Source organism: Arthrobacter sp. ASL1 (assembly GCF_056680475.1).
Genome location: NZ_CM155284.1, coordinates 2,699,944 through 2,719,595 on the forward strand (window position 1 = coordinate 2,699,944; position 19,652 = coordinate 2,719,595).

General features: G+C 67.3%; 16 protein-coding genes. 6 read left to right on the forward strand and 10 right to left on the reverse strand.

All coding sequences use genetic code 11. From position 1 onward, the window contains the following. Window positions 1–34 precede the first annotated feature (34 nt). Window positions 35–3,715, forward strand: a complete 3,681-nt coding sequence (locus tag AC1MEQ_RS12795; RefSeq protein WP_479791173.1) for a proline dehydrogenase family protein — start codon at window positions 35–37, stop codon at window positions 3,713–3,715. Here the strand turns inward: AC1MEQ_RS12795 and AC1MEQ_RS12800 are convergent. Then, the gene (locus tag AC1MEQ_RS12800; RefSeq protein WP_479791174.1) at window positions 3,712–3,867 is read right to left on the reverse strand and encodes a hypothetical protein; all 156 of its coding nucleotides are present in this window, start codon (window positions 3,865–3,867) and stop codon (window positions 3,712–3,714) included. The two genes, AC1MEQ_RS12795 and AC1MEQ_RS12800, sit on opposite strands and share 4 nt — an antisense overlap. 85 nt (window positions 3,868–3,952) lie before the next feature. Between AC1MEQ_RS12800 and AC1MEQ_RS12805 the strand changes: the two genes are divergently transcribed. Together AC1MEQ_RS12805 and AC1MEQ_RS12810 are read left to right on the forward strand one after the other, a co-directional pair. After that, a complete protein-coding gene (locus AC1MEQ_RS12805) occupies window positions 3,953–4,372 on the forward strand; it encodes a hypothetical protein (RefSeq protein WP_479791175.1) in 420 nt (139 codons plus the stop codon). Window positions 4,373–4,551: 179 nt separating this feature from the next. Then, a complete protein-coding gene (locus tag AC1MEQ_RS12810) occupies window positions 4,552–5,376 on the forward strand; it encodes an alpha/beta fold hydrolase (protein ID WP_479791176.1) in 825 nt (274 codons plus the stop codon). A gap of 114 nt (window positions 5,377–5,490) precedes the next feature. Here the strand turns inward: AC1MEQ_RS12810 and AC1MEQ_RS12815 are convergent, their stop codons facing one another. The 7 genes from AC1MEQ_RS12815 to AC1MEQ_RS12845 all read right to left on the reverse strand — a co-directional run bounded on the left by AC1MEQ_RS12815 (window position 5,491) and on the right by AC1MEQ_RS12845 (window position 12,816). After that, the gene (locus AC1MEQ_RS12815) at window positions 5,491–6,213 is read right to left on the reverse strand and encodes a class I SAM-dependent methyltransferase (RefSeq protein WP_479791177.1); all 723 of its coding nucleotides are present in this window, start codon (window positions 6,211–6,213) and stop codon (window positions 5,491–5,493) included. An 80-nt stretch (window positions 6,214–6,293) separates the two neighbouring features. Continuing rightward, window positions 6,294–6,863 (reverse strand): NUDIX hydrolase, encoded by a 570-nt coding sequence (locus tag AC1MEQ_RS12820; RefSeq protein ID WP_479791178.1) that lies wholly within the window; start codon window positions 6,861–6,863, stop codon window positions 6,294–6,296. A gap of 107 nt (window positions 6,864–6,970) precedes the next feature. Then, entirely contained in the window at window positions 6,971–7,249 is a 279-nt protein-coding gene (locus AC1MEQ_RS12825) for an HPr family phosphocarrier protein (protein ID WP_479791179.1), read from the reverse strand. Window positions 7,250–7,308: 59 nt separating this feature from the next. Next, entirely contained in the window at window positions 7,309–8,997 is a 1,689-nt protein-coding gene (locus AC1MEQ_RS12830; RefSeq protein WP_479791180.1) for a phosphoenolpyruvate--protein phosphotransferase, read from the reverse strand. After that, window positions 8,994–11,030 (reverse strand): PTS fructose transporter subunit IIABC, encoded by a 2,037-nt coding sequence (locus tag AC1MEQ_RS12835; RefSeq protein WP_479791181.1) that lies wholly within the window; start codon window positions 11,028–11,030, stop codon window positions 8,994–8,996. The genes AC1MEQ_RS12830 and AC1MEQ_RS12835 overlap by 4 nt, the downstream gene beginning before the upstream one ends. 2 nt (window positions 11,031–11,032) lie before the next feature. Further along, the gene (locus AC1MEQ_RS12840) at window positions 11,033–12,034 is read right to left on the reverse strand and encodes a 1-phosphofructokinase family hexose kinase (RefSeq protein ID WP_479791182.1); all 1,002 of its coding nucleotides are present in this window, start codon (window positions 12,032–12,034) and stop codon (window positions 11,033–11,035) included. Next, on the reverse strand, window positions 12,031–12,816 hold the full coding sequence (locus AC1MEQ_RS12845) for a DeoR/GlpR family DNA-binding transcription regulator (RefSeq protein WP_479791183.1): 786 nt from the start codon (window positions 12,814–12,816) through the stop codon (window positions 12,031–12,033). The genes AC1MEQ_RS12840 and AC1MEQ_RS12845 overlap by 4 nt, the downstream gene beginning before the upstream one ends. Before the next feature lie 195 nt (window positions 12,817–13,011). On the opposite strand from AC1MEQ_RS12845, the gene AC1MEQ_RS12850 reads away from it, so the two are divergent. Further along, window positions 13,012–14,931 (forward strand): glycoside hydrolase family 15 protein, encoded by a 1,920-nt coding sequence (locus AC1MEQ_RS12850; RefSeq protein WP_479791184.1) that lies wholly within the window; start codon window positions 13,012–13,014, stop codon window positions 14,929–14,931. A gap of 39 nt (window positions 14,932–14,970) precedes the next feature. Here the strand turns inward: AC1MEQ_RS12850 and AC1MEQ_RS12855 are convergent, their stop codons facing one another. Then, a complete protein-coding gene (locus AC1MEQ_RS12855; protein ID WP_479791185.1) occupies window positions 14,971–16,251 on the reverse strand; it encodes an MFS transporter in 1,281 nt (426 codons plus the stop codon). Between the two features lie 159 nt (window positions 16,252–16,410). On the opposite strand from AC1MEQ_RS12855, the gene AC1MEQ_RS12860 reads away from it, so the two are divergent. Then, the gene (locus AC1MEQ_RS12860; protein WP_479791186.1) at window positions 16,411–16,974 is read left to right on the forward strand and encodes an acyl-CoA thioesterase; all 564 of its coding nucleotides are present in this window, start codon (window positions 16,411–16,413) and stop codon (window positions 16,972–16,974) included. A gap of 26 nt (window positions 16,975–17,000) precedes the next feature. Here AC1MEQ_RS12860 and AC1MEQ_RS12865 read toward each other — a convergent pair whose 3' ends face one another. After that, window positions 17,001–17,747, reverse strand: a complete 747-nt coding sequence (locus AC1MEQ_RS12865; protein WP_479791187.1) for a FadR/GntR family transcriptional regulator — start codon at window positions 17,745–17,747, stop codon at window positions 17,001–17,003. Between the two features lie 165 nt (window positions 17,748–17,912). On the opposite strand from AC1MEQ_RS12865, the gene AC1MEQ_RS12870 reads away from it, so the two are divergent. Beyond that, window positions 17,913–19,526: an ABC transporter substrate-binding protein gene (locus AC1MEQ_RS12870; protein WP_479791188.1), complete on the forward strand. Its 1,614-nt coding sequence runs from the start codon at window positions 17,913–17,915 to the stop codon at window positions 19,524–19,526. The last annotated feature ends 126 nt before the right edge of the window (window positions 19,527–19,652 follow it).

Sequence of the window (19,652 nt, forward strand, 5' to 3'; positions counted from 1 at the left end):
CTTCCGGTCGTTTTCCCCTAGGAGCACCACCGAAGTGACCATCGCTTCCCCGTCCGCCGCGCCGGACAGCATTGCTTCCCCCCAGAACCTCGCCGATGACGCCGTCGCGCTCGTCCGCCGCTGGCTCATCGAGGGCTCCAAACAGCCCGTCGACGCCTCCGCCCAGCAACTCGCCGGCGTCCTGAAGGATCCGAACGGCCTGGACTTCACCGTCGGCTTCGTGGACGGTGTCATCCGGCCCGAGGACCTGAACGTGGCCGCCCGCAACCTGCGCGCCCTGGCCCCGAAGGTCCCCGGCTTCCTGCCCTGGTACATGCGCTCCGCCGTCGCACTCGGCGGCGTCATGGCCCCCGTGGTTCCCGGCCTGGTCATCCCCATCGCCCGGCGCGTGCTGCGCGAGATGGTCGGCCACCTCATCGTGGACGCCACCGACGCCAAGCTCGGCCCGGCCATCGCGAAGATCAAGCAGGACGACGTCCGGCTGAACATCAACCTGCTCGGCGAGGCCATCCTGGGCGAGAAGGAGGCCGGCCGCCGCCTCGAGGGGACCGCGCGCCTGCTGCGCCGACCCGATGTCGACTACGTGTCCATCAAGGTCTCCTCCACCGTGGCCCCGCACAACCACTGGGACTTCGATCAGGCCGTCGGGCACATCGTGGACAAGCTCGCACCGCTGTACCGGCTCGCCCGCGACGCCTCCCCGCGCAAGTTCATCAACCTGGACATGGAGGAATACAAGGACCTCGACCTGACCATGGCCGTGTTCAAGCGGCTGCTCGCGACCCCCGAATTCCACGACGTCGAGGCCGGGATCGTCCTGCAGGCCTACCTGCCCGACGCCCTGTCGGCGATGATCTCGCTGCAGGAATTCGCCGCCGACCGCGTCGCCGCGGGAGGCGCCCCGGTCAAGGTCCGCCTGGTCAAGGGCGCGAACCTGCCCATGGAGATCATGGAGGCCGACATCCACGGCTGGCCGGCCGCGACGTGGCACTCCAAGCAGGCCACCGACACCTCCTACAAGTCCGTGCTGGACTACGCGCTGCGCCCCGAGCACACCGCCAACGTCCACCTCGGCGTCGCCGGGCACAACCTCTTCGACATCGCCCTGGCCCACCTGCTCGCCCAGGCCCGCGGGGTCACCGACGGGCTGGACTTCGAGATGCTGCTGGGCATGGCCACCGGCCAGGCCGCCGCGGTCAAGGCCGATGTCGGATCCCTGCTGCTCTACACGCCGGTGGTACACCCCGGCGAGTTCGACGTCGCGATCGCCTACCTGATCCGCCGTCTCGAGGAGGGTGCCAGCCAGGAGAACTTCATGTCCGCCGTCTTCGAGCTCGACGGCAACGAGGCCCTGTTCGAACGCGAGAAGCAGCGCTTCCTCGCCTCCCTCGAGGACCTCGGCGACACTGTCCCGGCGCCCAACCGCACGCAGGACCGGCGGGAGTACGACGCCGATGCTGGCGCCACCGAGGTCGCGGAACTCGCCTCCGGGGAACGCGGCTTCGCCAACACCCCGGACACCGATCCGGACCTGCACGGCAACCGGGCGTGGGGCTCCGATATCCTCGCCCGGGTGCCCGCGAGCACGCTGGGCCGTGCCACCATCGAGGCCCACACGCTGGCGAGCACCAATGAAGTCGACGCCGTCGTCTCCGCCACCCACGCCGCCGCCGAGGCCTGGGGAAAAATGAGCGGTGCCGAGCGCGCCGCCGTGCTGCACCACGCCGGGGAACGGCTGGCAGCACACCGGGCCGACCTGCTGGAGGTCATGGCCGCCGAATGCGGCAAGACCCTTGACCAGGGGGATCCGGAGGTCTCCGAGGCCATCGACTTCGCCCACTTCTATGCCGAATCAGCCCGCGTGCTGGACACCGTGGACGGCGCCACGTACGTCCCCTCGCGGCTGACCGTGGTCACCCCGCCGTGGAACTTCCCGGTCGCCATCCCCGCCGGCTCCACCCTCTCGGCACTTGCCGCGGGATCCGGCGTCGTCATCAAGCCCGCCAAGCAGGCCGCGCGTTCCGGCGCCGTGATGGTCGAGGCCATCTGGGAGGCGCTCGACGCCGCGGGCATCGGCCGCGAACTGCTCTCCTACGTTCAGCTGTCCGAACGCGACCTGGGCACCCGACTGGTGTCCCACCCCAGCGTCGACCGACTGATCCTCACCGGCGGGTACGAGACCGCCGAACTGTTCCGTTCCTTCCGGCAGGACCTGCCGCTGCTGGCCGAGACCTCCGGCAAGAACGCCATCATCGTCACCGCGTCGGCCGACCTGGACCTGGCCGCCCGCGATGTCGCCGCCTCGGCCTTCGGGCACGCCGGGCAGAAGTGCTCCGCCGCCTCGCTGGTGGTGCTCGTCGGGTCGGTTGCGACCTCGCGGCGCTTCCACAGCCAGCTCGTCGACGCCGTGCGGTCGCTGAAGGTCGGCTACCCGGTTGACCCGGCGACGCAGATGGGCCCGGTCATCGAACCGGCACAGGGCAAGCTGCTACGCGGGCTGACCACCCTGGGCGACGGCGAGCAGTGGGTGCTGCAGCCGCGCCAGCTCGACGACACCGGCCAGCTGTGGAGCCCGGGCGTGCGCTCGGGCGTGAAACGCGGCTCCGAATACCACCTGACCGAGTACTTCGGCCCGATCCTGGGCGTCATGACCGCCGAAACGCTCGAGGAGGCCGTCGGCATCGTCAACGACATCGACTACGGGCTGACCTCCGGGCTGCACTCGCTGGACCCCGAGGAGCTGGGGTACTGGCTGAACAACGTGCAGGCAGGAAACCTCTACATCAACCGTGGCATCACCGGGGCGATCGTGCGCCGCCAGCCGTTCGGCGGGTGGAAGAAGTCGGCAGTCGGCGCCGGGACCAAAGCCGGCGGACCGAACTACCTGGTCGGCATGGGCTCCTGGCTGGATGCCCCCGTCAGCACGGAGGCCATGGCGGCAGCGGATTCGCACGCTGCGGTCTCCCACGCCACCGTCCGGACCGCGACGGGAATAGACACCTCGGCGACCTCCAACTCCGGCGTCGCCGGGGGCAGCGACATCCTCGGTGTCGTGGCCGCAGAGGCGGGCACCGCATCGGGCAACGCCATCGACCCCGCCGACTTCGCCTGGCTGCAGGGCGCCCGCGCCACGGACGCCGCCCAGCTGGCCGAGGAATTCGGTGTCTCGAAGGACGTGTCCGCATTGCAATCCGAGCGCAACGTCTTCCGCTACCGCCCGGTCCCGGTGACCGTCCGGTACGAGGAGGCGACGTCCGGCCACGGCCTGGCCGAACTGCTGCGTGTGGTCGCCGCCGGACTCGGGGCACACACCGCCACGAGGACCGAGGGCATCAGTGGCAGTGTCGGCACCGGAAACCGTCACGGATCGGGAATCACCGTCAGCGTCGGCGCGGAACTGCCAGCCCGTGTACTGGCGGCACTGAACGCCGAGGGCGTCCAAGTTGCCGTCGAGGACGATGGGGCCTGGGCCAGCAGGGTGGGCCGGCTGGCCGCCCAGACCGGGCCAGACTCCGGCGCCCGCATCCGCTACATCGGGCCCTCGTCGGCGGCGACTTACGCCGCCGCGGACGGCAAGCCGGACGTGGCCGTCTACGACCACCCGGTGGTCGCCGCGGGCCGCGTGGAGTTGTTGCCGTTCCTGCGTGAACAGGCCATCTCGATCACCGCCCACCGGTTCGGCACCCCGAACCATCTCAGCGATGGAATCATCTAGGTCCGGTTTCTGATCGGAACATCGGCGGCCCGGATGGAAACGTCCGGGCCGCCGATGTCGACGATCCACTTCACCTTGGCGGTGTCCCGTTCCCGACCAGTGGGGTCGGTGCCCGCCGGGGCCTTCTTGGAGGCACCGCGGTCAACTTCCAACTGTCAGCGTCGACTCCGCAGAGGCTACTCAACGCCGGACGGTGTGGCTAAAGGTTCCTTCCCGTCGATCACGTAGATTCACACCATGGAGTTCATCCGTTTTCAAAGTGCAGTCCCCAATCGCCGCGGATGCTTCCCGGGCATTTTTGCTTTGGCCAATGGTCTTGCAGCTGAAGGCGTGTTGTCTGATGACGACTTGGCGTGGTGGCGACAAGCCAATTGCACCGCAAATGCGCTGTATCCAGATCCAACCCTGGAGTCGCCCAATTGCTATGCATCGCCCAACGCGTGCGCGTGGTTCAAGCCTTCTGCCGTGCACCTTCTTGACATGTGTGAGGAGTATCTGGCCTTGATCGACAAATATGAACTTCCTTGGGTGCAACTTCGGTCGGGAACGCCCGGCATCGTCCAACATGAGGACGACGTACAAATAGTTGTTCAACCGTTCGAATATCCGAAGCATTGGGACGAACTATGGAATCGGCGCATGACACCACATCGGTGACCAGCGGGCGAGGATTCACAAGCCGCTGGGTTCATCTGCAGGACGACCTGCGGAACACTTCGTGGGGGCGCTGCAGTCACGCGTGGCCGATGCCGGTCCATGGAGTCGGCCCCCATATCCATGGTGCTGCACCCGAACTGGGCCCTGGCTTCTCGCTCGGCCATCCGTAGGATGGCGACATGGCAATCATTTCGGCACCCGACGGAGCAGAAATCACTACCCATACCATCGGCCAGGCCAGTGGCCTCCCCGCGCTGTTAATCCCGGGCGGTCCCTGTCGCGACGTCGAGTACCTCGAAGATTTTGCAAACGTCGGCTCGGAAAGGCCGCTGACGGTCATTCATCCTCGGGGAACGCGGACCACAGGAGGACTTTCCCGCGGCTGGTGGAACGATGCAGAAGACGTCCTCGCGATCGCGGACAGCCTTGGGCTGGAAACATTTGACCTCATCGCGCACTCGGCAGGGACTAGGCTCGCACTCTCAGTATCCGCCCGGTTCCCCGAGCGCATTCGTTCGAGAATCCTGGTGGCCCCCTCAGCGGCATGGTTGACGGGATCGCACCACGACGGGTCGCGTCTCGCCGCACTCCGCACAGAGACCGCAACCAAATCGGCCGTAGCCTCACTGGACGGGCCAGCCCCGCGCACCGAGGAAGAGTTCCAACAAGCAAGGAAGCTGCAAGCCCCCGCCGGGTACGCGGCATGGACTCAAACAGAGCGGGACCACTCGGGGTTGGGCAGTGCTTCACTCGCCGCCACCCAGGCATGGTTCACGGACATCCCGGCAGATTCGCGCGAGCGGATCCTGGCGGCTCCGAACCTTCCAACTCTGGTCATCGGCGGCAGCCAGGACCTGTTCAGCGGCGTGCAGCCGGTCCGAGAATATGCCTCGGCGCTGAGTGCCGACCTCATACTTATCGCGGACTGTGGACACTATCCATGGGTGGAACAGCCAGGTGCGTTCCATGACGCCGTAGCGCAAGGCCTGACAACCCTGGTCTAGACGCCCCAGATTCGGCGTCCCGGCCCGGCCCGGACGCAGGATGCTAGACGTTCAATGCCTCGTGGGTCGGCGCGCCAAAATGTACATTTCGGGAAGGCTTTCACGGGACGGGATTCAACACGCACGCGCGACAAAAACCATGAGTGCGGCACCATCAGAAAATGCTGTTCGGTTCCAGTCCCCATACACAGCCTCGACCTTGAAACCAGCCGATTGAAGCTGACCTTCGAGTGTAGGGCGGTCGCGAAACGCGAAGCGCCCAATTTCGGTACGCGTATCGCTCTCTCGAAGAAACAGATTGTGAAAAACAACTTCGACAACTTCGACGCCGACCATCGAGACTTCTGCCCATTCGACGAGCGGGCCGTGCAGAGTGTTCCTGGCGGTGGGCCACTCCGATTTCCACCGCTCCCATTCACGCATCGCTGGATTTCTGCTTTCAAAAGCCAGCACACCGCCGACGGGCATGTGCGTGCGAAGGTCTTGCAGTGTGCGTTCCCAGTCGGCCCCAAGGATGTGCTGAGCAACATTTCCAGTCATGACCGCATAGTCGAAATCGCTGGCCGGCAGATCCCGGCTGTCACCGAGGATCCAGGTCACCGCTTCTGCTCCGGGTCGACTTTGCGCATAGGCGACCATCCCCAGCGATGGGTCCACACCGACAACAGCCCGCCCTTCGCGAGCAAGGGAGACGGCTAGCATGCCAGTCCCGCAACCCAAGTCGACGATCGACGTCGCGCCGCACTTGTCTGCCTGTTCTCGATAAAAATCGTTCTCCAAGCCGTCGGGATTGTCCTGGTCATAGAGATCAATCAACCTGGCGTCGTAGTCACCCATGACGGAAGACTAACGGCAAGGCGGCGGCGCTGAGTGCGACCCAATAGGCGGTCCTTAGGGGATACGCTCACCGGGGCGCTTCAAAACGCCGAAACCGAGGAGCCCGAAAAATCTCCGAACGAGATAATCCCTGGTAATCCGGACCTGATGGACTCAAGGACAGAGAGCTCATGTGGAACCACGGGCGTCGGCAAGTCATCGAGGTGGAACCACCTGAGGTCGGCCGCCCTATCCTGCTCCATCAGACGTGGCTCAGAGGGCCAAGACACGCACTGAAAAAAGAAGTCCACTCTCCCTATTCGCTTTCCCTTCCACCCCTGTTCCCGGTGCATGACGGTCAAAGGCAAGAGATCAGCCGCATTGATTGAGATGCCTAGCTCTTCGCGGACTTCCCGGGATGCCGCTTCGTGAACAGATTCATTGGCTTCAATGTGACCGGCGGCCGCCGTGGCCCAGTGACCATCAAGGTATCCAGTTCCTTGGCGCAACTGCAGTAGAACAAAGTCTTCCTGTCGGAAAATGACATAACTGACGGGGCTTAGCTGCTGTCGACTGTTCATTTCATCCAGCCTATTCGTTTGCAGGAGCGTGCCGTAAGGCGGTCGGTTACCGGGCCAGAGACGGCATGAACCGTGGAAGACCGCGCTCATTGGGCTCGCCCGCGAATTCGCCCGGTGAAGATAGCTCAATCGGAACACACAAAATGGGCGCCGCCACCGAACGAATCGGCGACGCGTCGACCGACGGGCCGGCGCTACTATTCGGCGTCGTGGTCCGTTTCCAGGATGCCCACCAGCTGGTCCAGGGCCGCCTCGGCGCCGTCGCCCTCGGCGCGCAACACGACGGTCGTGCCATGTTCGGCACCCAGGCCCATGAGGGACAGGATGCTCGAGGCGTCAAGGGCCTCGTCGGCTGGCTCGCCTTCGCGGGCGATGGTGACCTCGAGGTCGAGCTCGCCGGCGGCTTCGGCGAAGATCGCTGCCGGGCGGGCGTGGAGGCCGACGCGGCTGGCGATGGTTGCTGTACGTTCTGCCATGGTGTGCTCCTAGGTTCGGGTGTTGCGGTGGGTTCTCTGGAAAGGGCGGTTCGTTCGGGTCACAGCCCGAAAACGTCGAGTTCGGGCAAGGCGGCACGCACGAACGTCCGCGCTTCGTCGGCGGAGGCGGCTCCGAGCGCGAGGTGGGCAATCCGCTGGGCTTCGGCACTATCGACTGTCTTGAGGATAGCGGCGACGGCGGGCAGCGCCCGACGATTCATCGAGAGCGTTGCCACCCCCAAACCGACCAAGACCACAGCCAGGGCAGGATCTGCCGCGGCTTCGCCACAGACGCCGACGGGCTTGGGCCCACCTGCGGCGGACGCGCCGCCTTCACATGTTGAGCGCACCAGGTGCAGCACGGCGGGCTGCCACGGGTCGTTGAATTCCGCGAGGGGTCCCAGCTGCCGGTCGGCAGCCATCGTGTATTGCGTCAGATCGTTGGTGCCGATGGAGGCGAAGGCTACTTCGGAAACCACCTGGCGTGCCATGACGGCAGCGGAAGGGACCTCCACCATCACGCCCGGAGTAGACAGCCCTGCGTTGGTGCAGAGGGCAGCAAACGTGGCCGCCTCGGCCGGGGTGGAGATCATCGGCGCCATGGTCCAGACCTCGGCGTCCGTTGCTTGCGAGGCTTCGGCGATCGCAGCTAGTTGGCGAACCAGTACTCCCGGTACCGCCGCATCCGTGCGGTAGCCGCGCACCCCGAGGGCGGGGTTCGGTTCCGATGCATCGGTCAGGAACGGCAAGGGCTTGTCGGCGCCGGCATCGAGGGTCCGCACCACGACCTTGGAACCGCCGAATGCCTCGAAGACGGCACGGTAGGCGGCGACCTGTTCCTCGTGGCCGGGCTCGGTGTCCCGACCGAGAAAGCAGAACTCGGTACGCAGCAGCCCCACGCCCTCGGCGCCCGCGGCCGCGGCATCTTTCGCATCGGACCCGCTGCCGACGTTGGCCAGCAGGGGGACGCGATGCCCGTCGGAGAGCACACCGACACCGTCGAAGCCTGGCAGGGCCACGCGGGAGGCATAGGCCTCGGCGAGTGCCGCCTCCGCGGCGCCTGGATTGCGGACCACCGTTCCGTCGATGCCATCGACGAAAACCACGTCGCCGTCGACCAGGGCCACGGTGTTGGCGGCCGCCACGATGGCCGGAAGCCCCAGCGACCGGGCGACGATCGCGGTGTGCGACTGCGGGCCACCTCCGCTGGTGACCAGCGCCAGGACGCGTGCCGGATCCAGCGTGGCGGTATCGGCGGGGGCCAGATCTGCCGTGCACAGCACAAAGGGCTCATCGGCATCAGGGATCCCCGGAGCGGGAATGCCGCGCAACTCGGCAACGATCCGGGCGCGGACGTCCAGGACGTCCGTGGCGCGATCGGCCATGTACCCGCCGAGCGCGGCCAGCTGGGTGGCCACGGCATCCGCTGCCTCCCAGATCGCCGATTCAGCGCAGGTGCCGGAGGCGACGAGCCTGGTCGCCGACTTCAGCAGCGACTTGTCCGAGGCCATCAGGGCCGTGGCCTTCAGCACGTCCGCTGCATCGCCCGTGGCGGCCGCGGCGCGCTCCTTCAACCCCGCGGCAACGGTCTTCGTCGCGTCCGCCAACCGTGCGCTTTCCTGCTCGGCCGTGACGCCCTCGGGCAACGGTGCTCCGTCAGCGGGAGCGCTAATCGGTTCGGGCATTCGCCGGACCGGGCCGATGACGCGGCCGGCGCTCACACCGACGCCCGCAAAGTTCTCGCTCATGCCGCCACCTTCTCAGCTTCGGCCGTCACGACGGGGGATTTGCGGGCGTAGCGCTTCAGCGCCAACACGGTGAGGGCGGAGATGACCATGCCCACCACGATGGAGACCAGGAACATCAGGAGGTTGCCAATCGCGAACGCCACGAACAATCCGCCGTGGGGGGCCTGGCTGGTGACGTGGAAGCCCATGACCATGGCACCGGTGACTCCGGCTCCGAGCATGCTCGCGGGGATGACGCGCAGCGGGTCGGCTGCGGCGAAGGGAATGGCGCCCTCGGAGATGAACGCAGCACCGAGCAGCCAGGCTGCCTTGCCGTTCTCGTGCTCGGCAGCGGTGAAGCGCTTCTTGTCCAGGGCGGTTGCCAGCGCCATGGCCAACGGCGGCACCATGCCGGCGGCCATGACCGCTGCCATGATCTCCCAGGGAGCCTGGTTGGTGATCGAGCCGGTGCCCAGGCCGGCGACGGCGAAGGCATAGGCGACCTTGTTAACCGGTCCACCGAGGTCGATGGCCATCATGAGCCCGAGGATGAGGCCCACCAATGCGGCCGCCGTGCCGGACATGCCGGAGAGCCAGTTGCTCAGCGCGCTGCTCAGGGCGGCGATGGGCCCACCCAGGAAGAGGAACATGGCGCCGGAGGCCAGGATGGAGCCGATCAGCGGGATGATCACCACGGGCATCAAACCGCGCAGCAGCTTGGGTACCCGCCAGTTGCCGATCCAGCGGGCGATAACCCCGGCCAGCAGGCCGCCGACGATGCCGCCGAGGAACCCGGCGCCCATAAAGCCGGCGACCGCGCCGGCGGTGAAACCCGGTGCCAGGCCGGGGCGGTCGGCTAGTGCGTAGGCAATGTAGCCGGCGAGGACCGGGACCAGGAAGCCCATGGACAGGCTGCCGATCTTGTAGGCGACGGCGCCGAGGTAGATGTTCAAACCGCCGTCGGGCAGGTTGAACAGGTTGTTCTGGACGCTGACCTTGTCGGCGACATCGGTGATGTCGTATCCGCCGATGAGGAAGCCCAGGGCGATGAGCAGGCCGCCGCCGGCGACGAACGGGATCATGTAGCTGACACCGGTCAGCAGCGAGCGTTTCAGGGCGGCGCCGATGGGTTCACGGCCTTCGCCGGACCGGCCGTCGGCGTCGGCATCTCCCGTGCCGGCCGGCACGCGGCGGGCGTTCGGGTTGTCCGCGGCGGCCAGGGCATCGGCGACGAGTTTGGCGGGTTCGTCGACACCGCGCTTCACCGGGACCTGGATGACGGGTAGCCCGGCGAAGCGGTCCTTGTTGCGAACGTCGACGTCGACGGCGAAGATCACGGCGTCGGCGGCGGCGATGACGGCAGGGTCCAGCGGGGTCGCGCCCGCGGAGCCCTGGGTCTCGACGTGCAGGTCCACGCCGACTTCGGCGGCCGCGGCGACGAGCGAGTCGGCAGCCATGTAGGTGTGGGCGATGCCGGTGGGGCAGGCCGTGACAGCGACCAGGGTACGACGGCGGGTGGCCGGCTCGGGAGCGTCCGCCGCCGGGGCAGCCGGCGTGGTTTCCGCCGTCGTACTGGCGGCGGGTTCCGTCGGTTGGGCAGGTTCGGGGGAGATGGCCTGGTCGACGAGCGCCACGATCTCCGCGGCGCTTCCGGCCGAGCGCAGGGCCGCGGTGAAGTCCTTCTTGACCAGTGAACGGGCCAGTTTGGAGAGCAGCTTGAGGTGCTGCTGGTCGGCCCCTTCGGGGGCGGCGATGAAGAAGACCAGATCGGCGGGGCCGTCCTTGGCACCGAAGTCCACGGGCGGGGCGAGCCGGGCCATGACGAGCGTGGCCTCCGTGACCGCCGCGGAGCGGCAGTGTGGGATGCCGATGCCGCCGGGGACGCCGGTGGCAGTTTTCGCTTCGCGGGCGATGCCGTCAGCGGCCAGGTCTTCGGCGTTGGTGGCGCGGCCGGCGGCTGCGACAGTGGCCGCGAGGGCGCGGACGACGTCGGCGCTGGTGCTGCCGAGGTCGCGGTCCAAGAGGACGAGTTCTTCGGTGATGAGCTCGGACATGGTCATTCCTTAGGGGTCTGGGTCGAGGAGGCCAGCGACGGGGGAGCCGGCAGGAGCGGTGTGACGGTGACGGATTCCGGGGCGGTCTGGTCCGGGGTGGGGATCAGGGAACCGGGTAGGGAAGCCGCTGCCGCACCATAGGCGACGGCGGATCGGAGGCATTCGGGTGGCGTGGCGCCACGGTCGTGGGCGATGAGGTATCCGGCCAGCGAGGAGTCGCCGGCGCCGACGGTGCTGCGGGCCTTGACCGGGGCGTGGGTGGCGAGCCAGGCGCCCTCCGCCGTGACGAGGACGGCGCCCCGCTCCCCGAGTGTGGCCAGTACCGCGGCCGTGCCGCGCTCCACGAGCCGCAGGGCTGCGGCCGCAGCCAGCTCGGGGGAGGCCTCGAGTTCGGCTTCGGAGTAGGTTCCTGCCAGGCCGGCCAGTTCCTCGGCGTTGGGCTTGATCAGATCGGGGAGCCCGGAAGGGGCGTCATACAGGGCGGCCAACGGGGCATCGGACGTGTCGACGGCGATCAGGGGACAGCGGGTGCCGAGGTCGGCACGGAGCCGGGTGATCGTCTCCGCGTAGAAGTACGCGGGAACGCCCGGTGGCAGGGAACCGGCCAGGACTATCCACGAGGAGTCGGCGGCGGCTTGGAGGAGCGCGCTGGCGATCATCTCCTGGTGGGTGGTGCCCAGCGTCGGGCCGGGTTCGTTGACCTTGGTGGTGGTCCCGTCCGGTTCGGTGAGGGTGACGTTGCTGCGCAACGGCTGGCCGATGGGCAGCGCGCGGTGTGGCAATCCGTCGACGACGAGTCCGATGACGACCGGGTCCGTGTCATCGCCCGGTAGCAGGGCCAGGGTCGGGACGCCGGCCGCTACCAAGGCGCGGGTGACGTTGACCCCCTTGCCCGCGGCCTGGGCGCTGGCCGCGCGCGCGCGCTGGACCCCGCCGCGGGCCAACGCCGAGCCGAGCTCGATGGTCCGATCGAGGCTGGGGTTGGCGGTGAAGGTGGTGATCATGCGACCACGACCTCGACGTCGGCGTCCTCAAGCGCGCTGGCGAGGCCGGCCTCGGGGGCGGCGTCGGTGACCAGGGTGTCGATCTGGTCCAGGCCGGCAAAGCGGATGAGGGTTTCCTGGCCGAGCTTGCTGGAATCGGCGAGGAGGACGACACGTCGGGCACAGGCGACAATCGCCGACTTCACGGCGGCCTCCAGTGGATCCGGGGTACTCAGGCCGAATCCGGCGTGGATGCCGTTCGCGCCGATGAAGGCGATGTCCGGGCGCAGGGCCCGGAACTGGTCGATGGTGGAGGCCCCGATGGCGGCGCTGGTCAGGGCGCGGACGCGGCCGCCGATGACGTCGAGCTGGAAGGAGCCGCCGGTGGAAATCCGGTAGGCCACCGGTACGGAGTGCGTGAGCACCAACAGGTCGGCGGTGCGCGGGGAGGGCAGCGTGGAGGCCATCGCCTCGGCGAGGAGCTCCGTCGTCGTGCCCGCGTCCAGCACCACCGAGGTGGCCCCGGAGGGCAGCAGCTCCACGGCACGGTCGGCGATCCGCGATTTCTGCGCATGGTTCAGCGAGGTGCGCACACTCAGGCTTTCCTCGGCCGTGCTGGTGGTCCCGCTGGCCACCGCGCCGCCATGGACGCGGCGCAGCAGGCCATTCTCTTCCAGCTGGGCCAGGTCGCGGCGTACGGTTTCGCGCGTGATCTCCAGCTGCCGGGCCAGATCGGCAACCGAGACCCGGCCGGCGCTGGCCACCAGATCGCCAATCAGGCGGTGTCGCTCCTCGGCGAACATGACGGCATCCCTTCGGTGGTCCCCATCACAGTGAATCTGTGTTTCGTTGACTTTAGACGCGCTAGAGAATGAAAGTCAACAGAAAAACAGAAAAACAAATCAAAGCGGGTGTAGCGATGCGGTGTGGACGCAGCGTGAGGTGGGCGAGGGGGCCTTTGGCTTGCTCCGCGGGGCCAGCTGCGGTTGGCTGGATGAATGGCCTCTTTGATCGAAGACTACGCACTGCTGTCCGATCTGCGCACCGGGGCGCTGGTGTCCGAATCGGGCAGCGTCGACTGGCTCTGCTTCCCGCGTTTCGACTCGGATGCAGCCTTCGCGGCGCTGCTGGGCGGTTCGGAACACGGGCGGTGGCTCCTCGCGCCGGTGGGCGCGGTGGACGACTGCGAACCCCAGCACCCGGCCCGTCGATCCGAGCGACGCCAGGCCGCCCGCGTGGCCGGACTGGAGGATCCGGCGACGAGGGAGGCGGAGCCGGACCCGGAAGCCGAAGGTCGACCCGTCGTCGTCCAACGGACCTATGTGGATTCGACGTTCGTGCTGCGCACCTTGTGGAAGACGTCCGAAGGACAGGTGCTGGTCACCGATTTCATGCCGGTGGGCGACCGGCGGGCCTCGATCATCCGGCGCGTCGAGGGCCTGGCCGGGAGCGTGCGGATGCACCAGGAGATCAGTTTCCGTTTTGGCGACGGTGCGGTGGTTCCCTGGGTTCGGCGTCACGAGGACCACAAGAACGGCGCCACCTCCATTGTCGCCGTCGCCGGTCCGGATGCCATCGTGCTGCACGGGGACCGTTTGCCCCACGGGCACGACCACCGGCACATCGGCGATTTCATCGTGTCCGCGGGCGAGGTGGTGGACTTCGAGTTGTGCTGGTTCCAATCACATCACCACGTGCCTGCGCGCATCGACGCCGGGGCGAGCCTGCAGGAGACGGTGTCGTACTGGAAACACTGGTCCAAGGACATCCCCGTGCAGGCGTCCTACCACTCCGTCGTGAAGCGGTCGCTGCTCGTCTTGCGTGCCCTGACGCATGAGGCCACCGGTGGGATCGTCGCTGCGCCCACCACGTCGCTTCCGGAGGATTTCGGGGGCGAACGGAACTGGGACTACCGATTCTGCTGGCTGCGCGATGCCGCGTTGACGCTCGAGGCCATGATGACGCACGGGTACGAGAAGGAAGCCCTGAATTGGCGGGACTGGTTGTTGCGCGCCGTCGCCGGGGATCCGGACGACCTGCAGATCATGTACGGCGTCGGCGGGGAGCGGCGCCTGCCCGAACGCACCCTGGAACACCTCCCCGGTTACGAGGGGTCCCTGCCGGTCCGTGCCGGCAACGGTGCCGTGGACCAATACCAGGGCGACGTCGTCGGCGAGGTCCTCGTGGCCCTGGAGAAGCTGCGCAACATGGGCGGCGTCGAGGACCACTTCTCCTGGCCGCTGCAGAAGGCGCTGCTCGGCTACGTCGAAAAGCACATCGACCACAAGGACCACGGCATCTGGGAGATGCGTGGGGACCAGAAGTACTTCACGCACTCCCGCGTGATGATGTGGGCGGCCTTCGACCGGGGCGTCCGCGCGGTGCGCGAACACCAACTCGACGGGGACGACACCCTGTGGGAGACGCTCCGCGATCGCCTGCGCGATGAGGTCATGGAACACGGCTACAACAAGGAGGAGGGGACCTTCACCCAGACCTACGGCGACACCGAAGTCGACGCGTCGTTGCTGGTCATCGCCCAGGTGGGCTTCATCGAGTACGACGACCCCAAGATGCTGGGCACGGTCGCCCGCCTCGAACGGGACCTGAAGGACGATGCGGGACTGCTGCTGCGTTACCGGACCACCTCGGGCAAGGACGGCCTGTCCGGACGCGAACACCCGTTCCTGGCCTGCTCGTTCTGGCTGGTGGAGCAATATGCCCGCTCCGGCCGCATTGCCGATGCCCGGGAACTGATGGACCAGCTGGTCGGCTACTCCAACGGGCTGGGGCTGCTCTCCGAGGAGTACGACACCGTGGACGGGCGCATGGCCGGGAACTTCCCGCAGGCCTTCTCGCACCTGACCCTCATCCGTGCGGCCGATGCGATCAATGGACACGCCCAGCGCGCACTCTGAGGCGGTTGGCCCGCCCGGCCGCATGGGGCCGGGCGGGCGTCAGGCCGACGATTCGAGGGGTGCCGAGTGCTTGGCATCCAGGGGGTGGGCAATCTCGTCCTGGGCCATGCGCCCGGCCAGCCAGACGATGACGCCGATGACCGGTGACACCACCCCCGCGACGACGAAGACCAGCGACAGGGGGACGGTTTCGCCGATCGGGCCGGCCAACGCCATCGAGACCGGCATGAGCGCCAGGGAAACGAAGAAGTCCAGGCTCGAAATCCGGCCCAGCATCCGCCGCGGGACCCTTCGCTGCAGCAGCGTCCCCCAGATGACCTGGCCGATCCCGCCCGTCGCGCCGACGACGAATAGCGCCAGCGCCAGCTGCCACAACCCGGTGACCACGCCGACGGCGGCCAGGGGGAGGGTCCCCAGGGCCCAGACCGCCACCATCCAGGTGAGGTACCGGCGGGGCAGGGGCCGCGACGCGGTGAACAGCGAACCTGCGGCGGCACCAATGCCGAACGCGGCCAGCATGAAACCGAACGCCTGGGCATCGCCGCCGAGCTGGCCGCCGACGATGAAGGGCAGCAGCACCTCGATCGGGCCGATGAAACTCAGGACCGAGAGCACGGCAAAGAGCAGGGTCCAGAGGAGCCACGGCGTGCGGAGCGTGTAGCCGACGCCCTCGCGGAGGTCGGCCAGCGCGCTGGGACGCACTACGCCTGGTTCCAGGTGCGCATCGTAGGCCGCAGCATGGCTGATGGTGCGCAGCACGGACAATGCCACCAGATGGCAGACTGCCATCCCCGCGATCGCGTAGGCAGGGGTGAGCGCGGCGACGATCATGCCTGCCGCGGCCGGGCCGGCGGCCTGCTGCAGGACGGGGCGCAAGGTGCCCTCCATCCCATTGGCTGCCAGCAGGTCCTCGGGTGGCAGGATCCGGGGCAGCAGGGCGGAGTAGGCGGGGAAGAAGAAGGCCGCTCCCATGCCGACCAGGAAGCCGGCCGCGACGAGGTGCCACAGCTCGATGGTGCCGGTCAGGGCCAGGGTGGCAACGACCGCCATGACTGCCAGGCTGGCAGCCTCCACGGTGATGATGACGCGCCGGCAGGAGACGCGGTCGGCGGTGATGCCCCCAACGAGCACGAAGGCGAGCAGGCCGATGCTCGTGGCCGTCGCCACGAAGGACAGCTGCACCGGGCCCCCACCGAGCCGCTTGACCTGGTACACCATCGCCACGGCCCACATGCCGTGCGAGAACACGCTGACGACCATGGCGGCGATGAGGATGCGGTAGTCGCGATGCGCGAAGGGCCGGAGGGCGCGCGGGGCCATGGTGGATTCCTCGGGATGGATCGGGCATCGGCGGGTGGCGCCATGCCGACAGTCGGGGCAGGGCGCCGGTGGGCACCCAAGGACATTCTGCTCCCACTGGTTGGCAAATGTCAATCAGTACAGCATGACGCCGATGTTACCGTCGGGTAGCATGCAGGTATGCACATGATCTTCCGCCTCTGGCTCATGCTCCTCAAGGCCCGCCGTCGCACCCGTCTGGACATGTTCGGCGTCAGCTCGCTGCCGATGCGCGCCCTGCTGACCGACATCGACATCGCCGGGCACATCAACAACGGCATGTACTTCTCGATCTTCGACCTCGGGCGGTTCGACCTCATGGTCCGGGCGGGGACGTGGGACGTGATGAAGCGCAGGCGCTGGAGCCCCGTCGTCCAGGCGGAGACGGTGACGTTCCGCAAGTCGGTCGTTTTCAACCAGCGGTTCAGCGTGGAGACGCGCATTGCCGGGATGGATGAGCGCTGCATCTACTTCGAGCAGCGCATCGTCGCCGACGACGAGGTCTATGTCAGCGCCTTGATCTGCACGCGCCTGCTGGGACGCCAGGGCCCGGTCTCCAACGAGGAGATCCTCGCGGCGATGGGTGTCGAAACCCCAGTCGACCTCAGCCTGCCGGAGTGGGCCACGCAATGGCGCGAGGCGACGTCGTTGCCCGGGTCGCGCAAGCCCGCCCCGCACTCCTGGGGTCTGGGCCTCCGGCGGTAGGGCCCGAGGCACCAACGTCCGCGCCCTCAGGATTCGAGGGCGAATGCCGTGAGCTGGTCGCGGATCCCGTCGAAGTGTCGGTGCATCAATTCGGCGGCGCGGACCTTGTCCTGGTCGCGGACCGCATCCAGGATGTCGCGGTGGATCTTCGCCGTTTCGGCTAGTCCGACTGACTGGTTGTCCTCGCCGGCGGTTTCAATGGCGTCGTGGATCGTTCGGTAGACCTGCCAGAAGACGCCCAGCAGGTTGGTCAGCAGCTCGTTCTCCAGGCAGGAGAACAGCAGCCGGTGGAACTCCTGGTCGACCTCCACGAACGTCAGGCCGCGGGCCGCGCGGCCTTCCATGGTGGCGACGATGGCGTCGAGTTCCCGGATCTGCCCGTCGTCGAGGACGTCGATGGCCGAGCCGATCAACCCGGACTCCAGGGCCTGGCGGACCTCCACGAGTTCGTGTGCCTCGTGACCCTTGTGCCGCAGCGACATCCGGCCGCGGAAGGTGAGGCTGTCGGCCAGGGCCACCAGGTTGTTCGAGGCGACGAACATGCCGAATCCGTGCCTGATTTCGACGACCCCGAGGGCCTGCAGCACCTTGATGGCCTCACGCAACGTGTTCCGCCCGACGCCGAGTTCCTCCGTGAGGACGTTCTCGGTGGGGAGCGCGTCGCCGGCGCGTAGCCCGCGTTCGATGATGAGGTCCATGATGTCGGAGGTCAGTGCCCGCAGGCGCTCGTGGGCTCCCAGCCGGACGTGACGCGTCGGAGCGGTCATGGCCATTTTCCTTTCACCGGTTCCGGGCCGGAGGGGTTCCGGACCGGAAATCGAAGTGTTGTCAAAACCCCTGGGCGGGTCACTTGACCCTGCTCTGTGATTCGGCTTACAGTCTACAACACTACGTCGGACATCCTACGTCCGACTTCTCATCGTACAGAAGAGGTCATCATGTCCCTCAGCGACCTGGCAGCCAAAGAAGGCAGCCGACGCAACTTCCTCAAGGTCTCCGGCCTGATGGGTGCCGCTGCCGCGTTCTCGGCGAGCATCGCCGCCTGCAGCAGCCCCAGTTCCTCGGGCGCGGGCGCCGCTTCCGGCGCTGCGGGTGCCGACACGATCGAGGCCGGGATCTCCTACGCGCTGTCCACCGGATTCGATCCGATGACGTCCTCGGGTGCCACGCCGTACGCGGCGAACATGCACATCTTCGAGGGTCTCGTGGACCTGCACCCGGCCACCCGCGAACCGTACCTGGCCCTGGCCGCCGCGGAGCCGAAGCAGGTGGACGACACCACCTGGGAGGTCACGCTGCGTTCCGGCGCGAAGTTCCACAATGGCGACGACGTCACCATCGACGACGTCGTCTACTCCTTCGAGCGCGTGCTGGACACGAAGAACGCCTCGTTGTTCGCGCAGTTCGTGCCGTTCATCAAGACCGTGAAGGCCAAGGGCAAGGACACCGCCGTCTTCACCCTCAAATACGCGTTCCCGCTCTTCCCCAGCCGGATCTCCGTGGTCAAGGTCGTCCCCGAGAAGGTCGCCAAGGCGGACCAGGCCGGTTTCGACGCCAAGCCCATCGGCTCGGGCCCGTACCAGCTGGTCTCGGCGACCAAGGACGACAAGATCGTCTTCAAGAAGTTCGAGGACTACAACGGCCAGTACCCGGCCGGCGCCGCGAACATGACCTGGTACCTGCTCTCGGACGCCGCGGCCCGCGTGACCGCCGCCGAATCCGGGCGCGTCTCGGCGATCGAGGACGTCCCCTATCTGGACGTCGACCGGCTCAAGGCCAAGATCAATGTCGAGTCCGTGCAGTCCTTCGGCCTGCTGTTCCTGATGTTCAACTGCACCCAGGCGCCGTTCGACAAGAAGGAGGTACGCCAGGCCCTGCACTACGGGATGGACACCGACACCATCATCAAGACCGCGCTGCTGGGCAACGCCAAGGCCGCCAGCTCCTACGTGCAGGACACCCACCCCCAGTACATCAAGGCCTCCACCGTCTACACCTACGACCAGGCGAAGGCCGAGTCGCTGCTCAAGGACGCCGGCGTCACCTCGCTGGAGTTCGAGCTGCTGACCACCGACACCGCCTGGGTGAAGGACGTCGCCCCCCTGATCCTGGAGTCCTGGAACAAGATCCCGGGCGTGAAGGTCACCATGCGCAACCTGCAGTCCGGCGCCCTGTACGGGGAGAACGTCGACGCCGGCAAGTACTCCGTGGTCGTCGCCCCGGGTGACCCCTCGGTGTTCGGCAACGACATGGACCTGCTGCTGAGCTGGTTCTACCGTGGCGACGTCTGGCCCAAGAACCGTTACCACTGGAACAAGAGTGCCGGGTTCAAGACGGTCCAGGCCAAGCTCGACGAGGCGTCCAAGACCGACGACGAGGCCAAGGCCAAGGCGGCCTGGGGCGAGATCATCAACATCGTCGCCGAGGAGGCGCCGCTGTACCCGATCTTCCACCGCCAGCTGCCCACCGCCTGGGACGAGACCAAGCTGGAGGGCTTCAAGCCGCTGCCCACCACCGGCGTCTCCTTCGTCGGCGTCAAGCCCAAGGCCTAGCGGCCCCGGAGGCGCGTGCCGCCGTCGTTCCCCGGGGACGACGGCGGCACGCACCACCTTTTCCGAGTTCATCCTTCCCCGACACATGGGAGTACAACCGTGGGAACACTCCTGCGACTGCTGATG

Excerpts from the sequence above, each read along its gene's own strand:
- AC1MEQ_RS12805 (WP_479791175.1), top strand. The coding sequence starts at position 3,953 with ATGGAGTTCATCCGTTTTCAAAGTGCAGTCCCCAATCGCCGCGGATGC.
- AC1MEQ_RS12810 (WP_479791176.1), top strand. The coding sequence starts at position 4,552 with ATGGCAATCATTTCGGCACCCGACGGAGCAGAAATCACTACCCATACC.
- AC1MEQ_RS12815 (WP_479791177.1), bottom strand. The coding sequence starts at position 6,213 with ATGGGTGACTACGACGCCAGGTTGATTGATCTCTATGACCAGGACAAT.
- AC1MEQ_RS12820 (WP_479791178.1), bottom strand. The coding sequence starts at position 6,863 with ATGAGCGCGGTCTTCCACGGTTCATGCCGTCTCTGGCCCGGTAACCGA.
- AC1MEQ_RS12825 (WP_479791179.1), bottom strand. The coding sequence starts at position 7,249 with ATGGCAGAACGTACAGCAACCATCGCCAGCCGCGTCGGCCTCCACGCC.
- AC1MEQ_RS12830 (WP_479791180.1), bottom strand. The coding sequence starts at position 8,997 with ATGAGCGAGAACTTTGCGGGCGTCGGTGTGAGCGCCGGCCGCGTCATC.
- AC1MEQ_RS12835 (WP_479791181.1), bottom strand. The coding sequence starts at position 11,030 with ATGTCCGAGCTCATCACCGAAGAACTCGTCCTCTTGGACCGCGACCTC.
- AC1MEQ_RS12840 (WP_479791182.1), bottom strand. The coding sequence starts at position 12,034 with ATGATCACCACCTTCACCGCCAACCCCAGCCTCGATCGGACCATCGAG.
- AC1MEQ_RS12845 (WP_479791183.1), bottom strand. The coding sequence starts at position 12,816 with ATGTTCGCCGAGGAGCGACACCGCCTGATTGGCGATCTGGTGGCCAGC.
- AC1MEQ_RS12850 (WP_479791184.1), top strand. The coding sequence starts at position 13,012 with ATGGCCTCTTTGATCGAAGACTACGCACTGCTGTCCGATCTGCGCACC.
- AC1MEQ_RS12855 (WP_479791185.1), bottom strand. The coding sequence starts at position 16,251 with ATGGCCCCGCGCGCCCTCCGGCCCTTCGCGCATCGCGACTACCGCATC.
- AC1MEQ_RS12860 (WP_479791186.1), top strand. The coding sequence starts at position 16,411 with ATGCACATGATCTTCCGCCTCTGGCTCATGCTCCTCAAGGCCCGCCGT.
- AC1MEQ_RS12865 (WP_479791187.1), bottom strand. The coding sequence starts at position 17,747 with ATGGCCATGACCGCTCCGACGCGTCACGTCCGGCTGGGAGCCCACGAG.
- AC1MEQ_RS12870 (WP_479791188.1), top strand. The coding sequence starts at position 17,913 with ATGTCCCTCAGCGACCTGGCAGCCAAAGAAGGCAGCCGACGCAACTTC.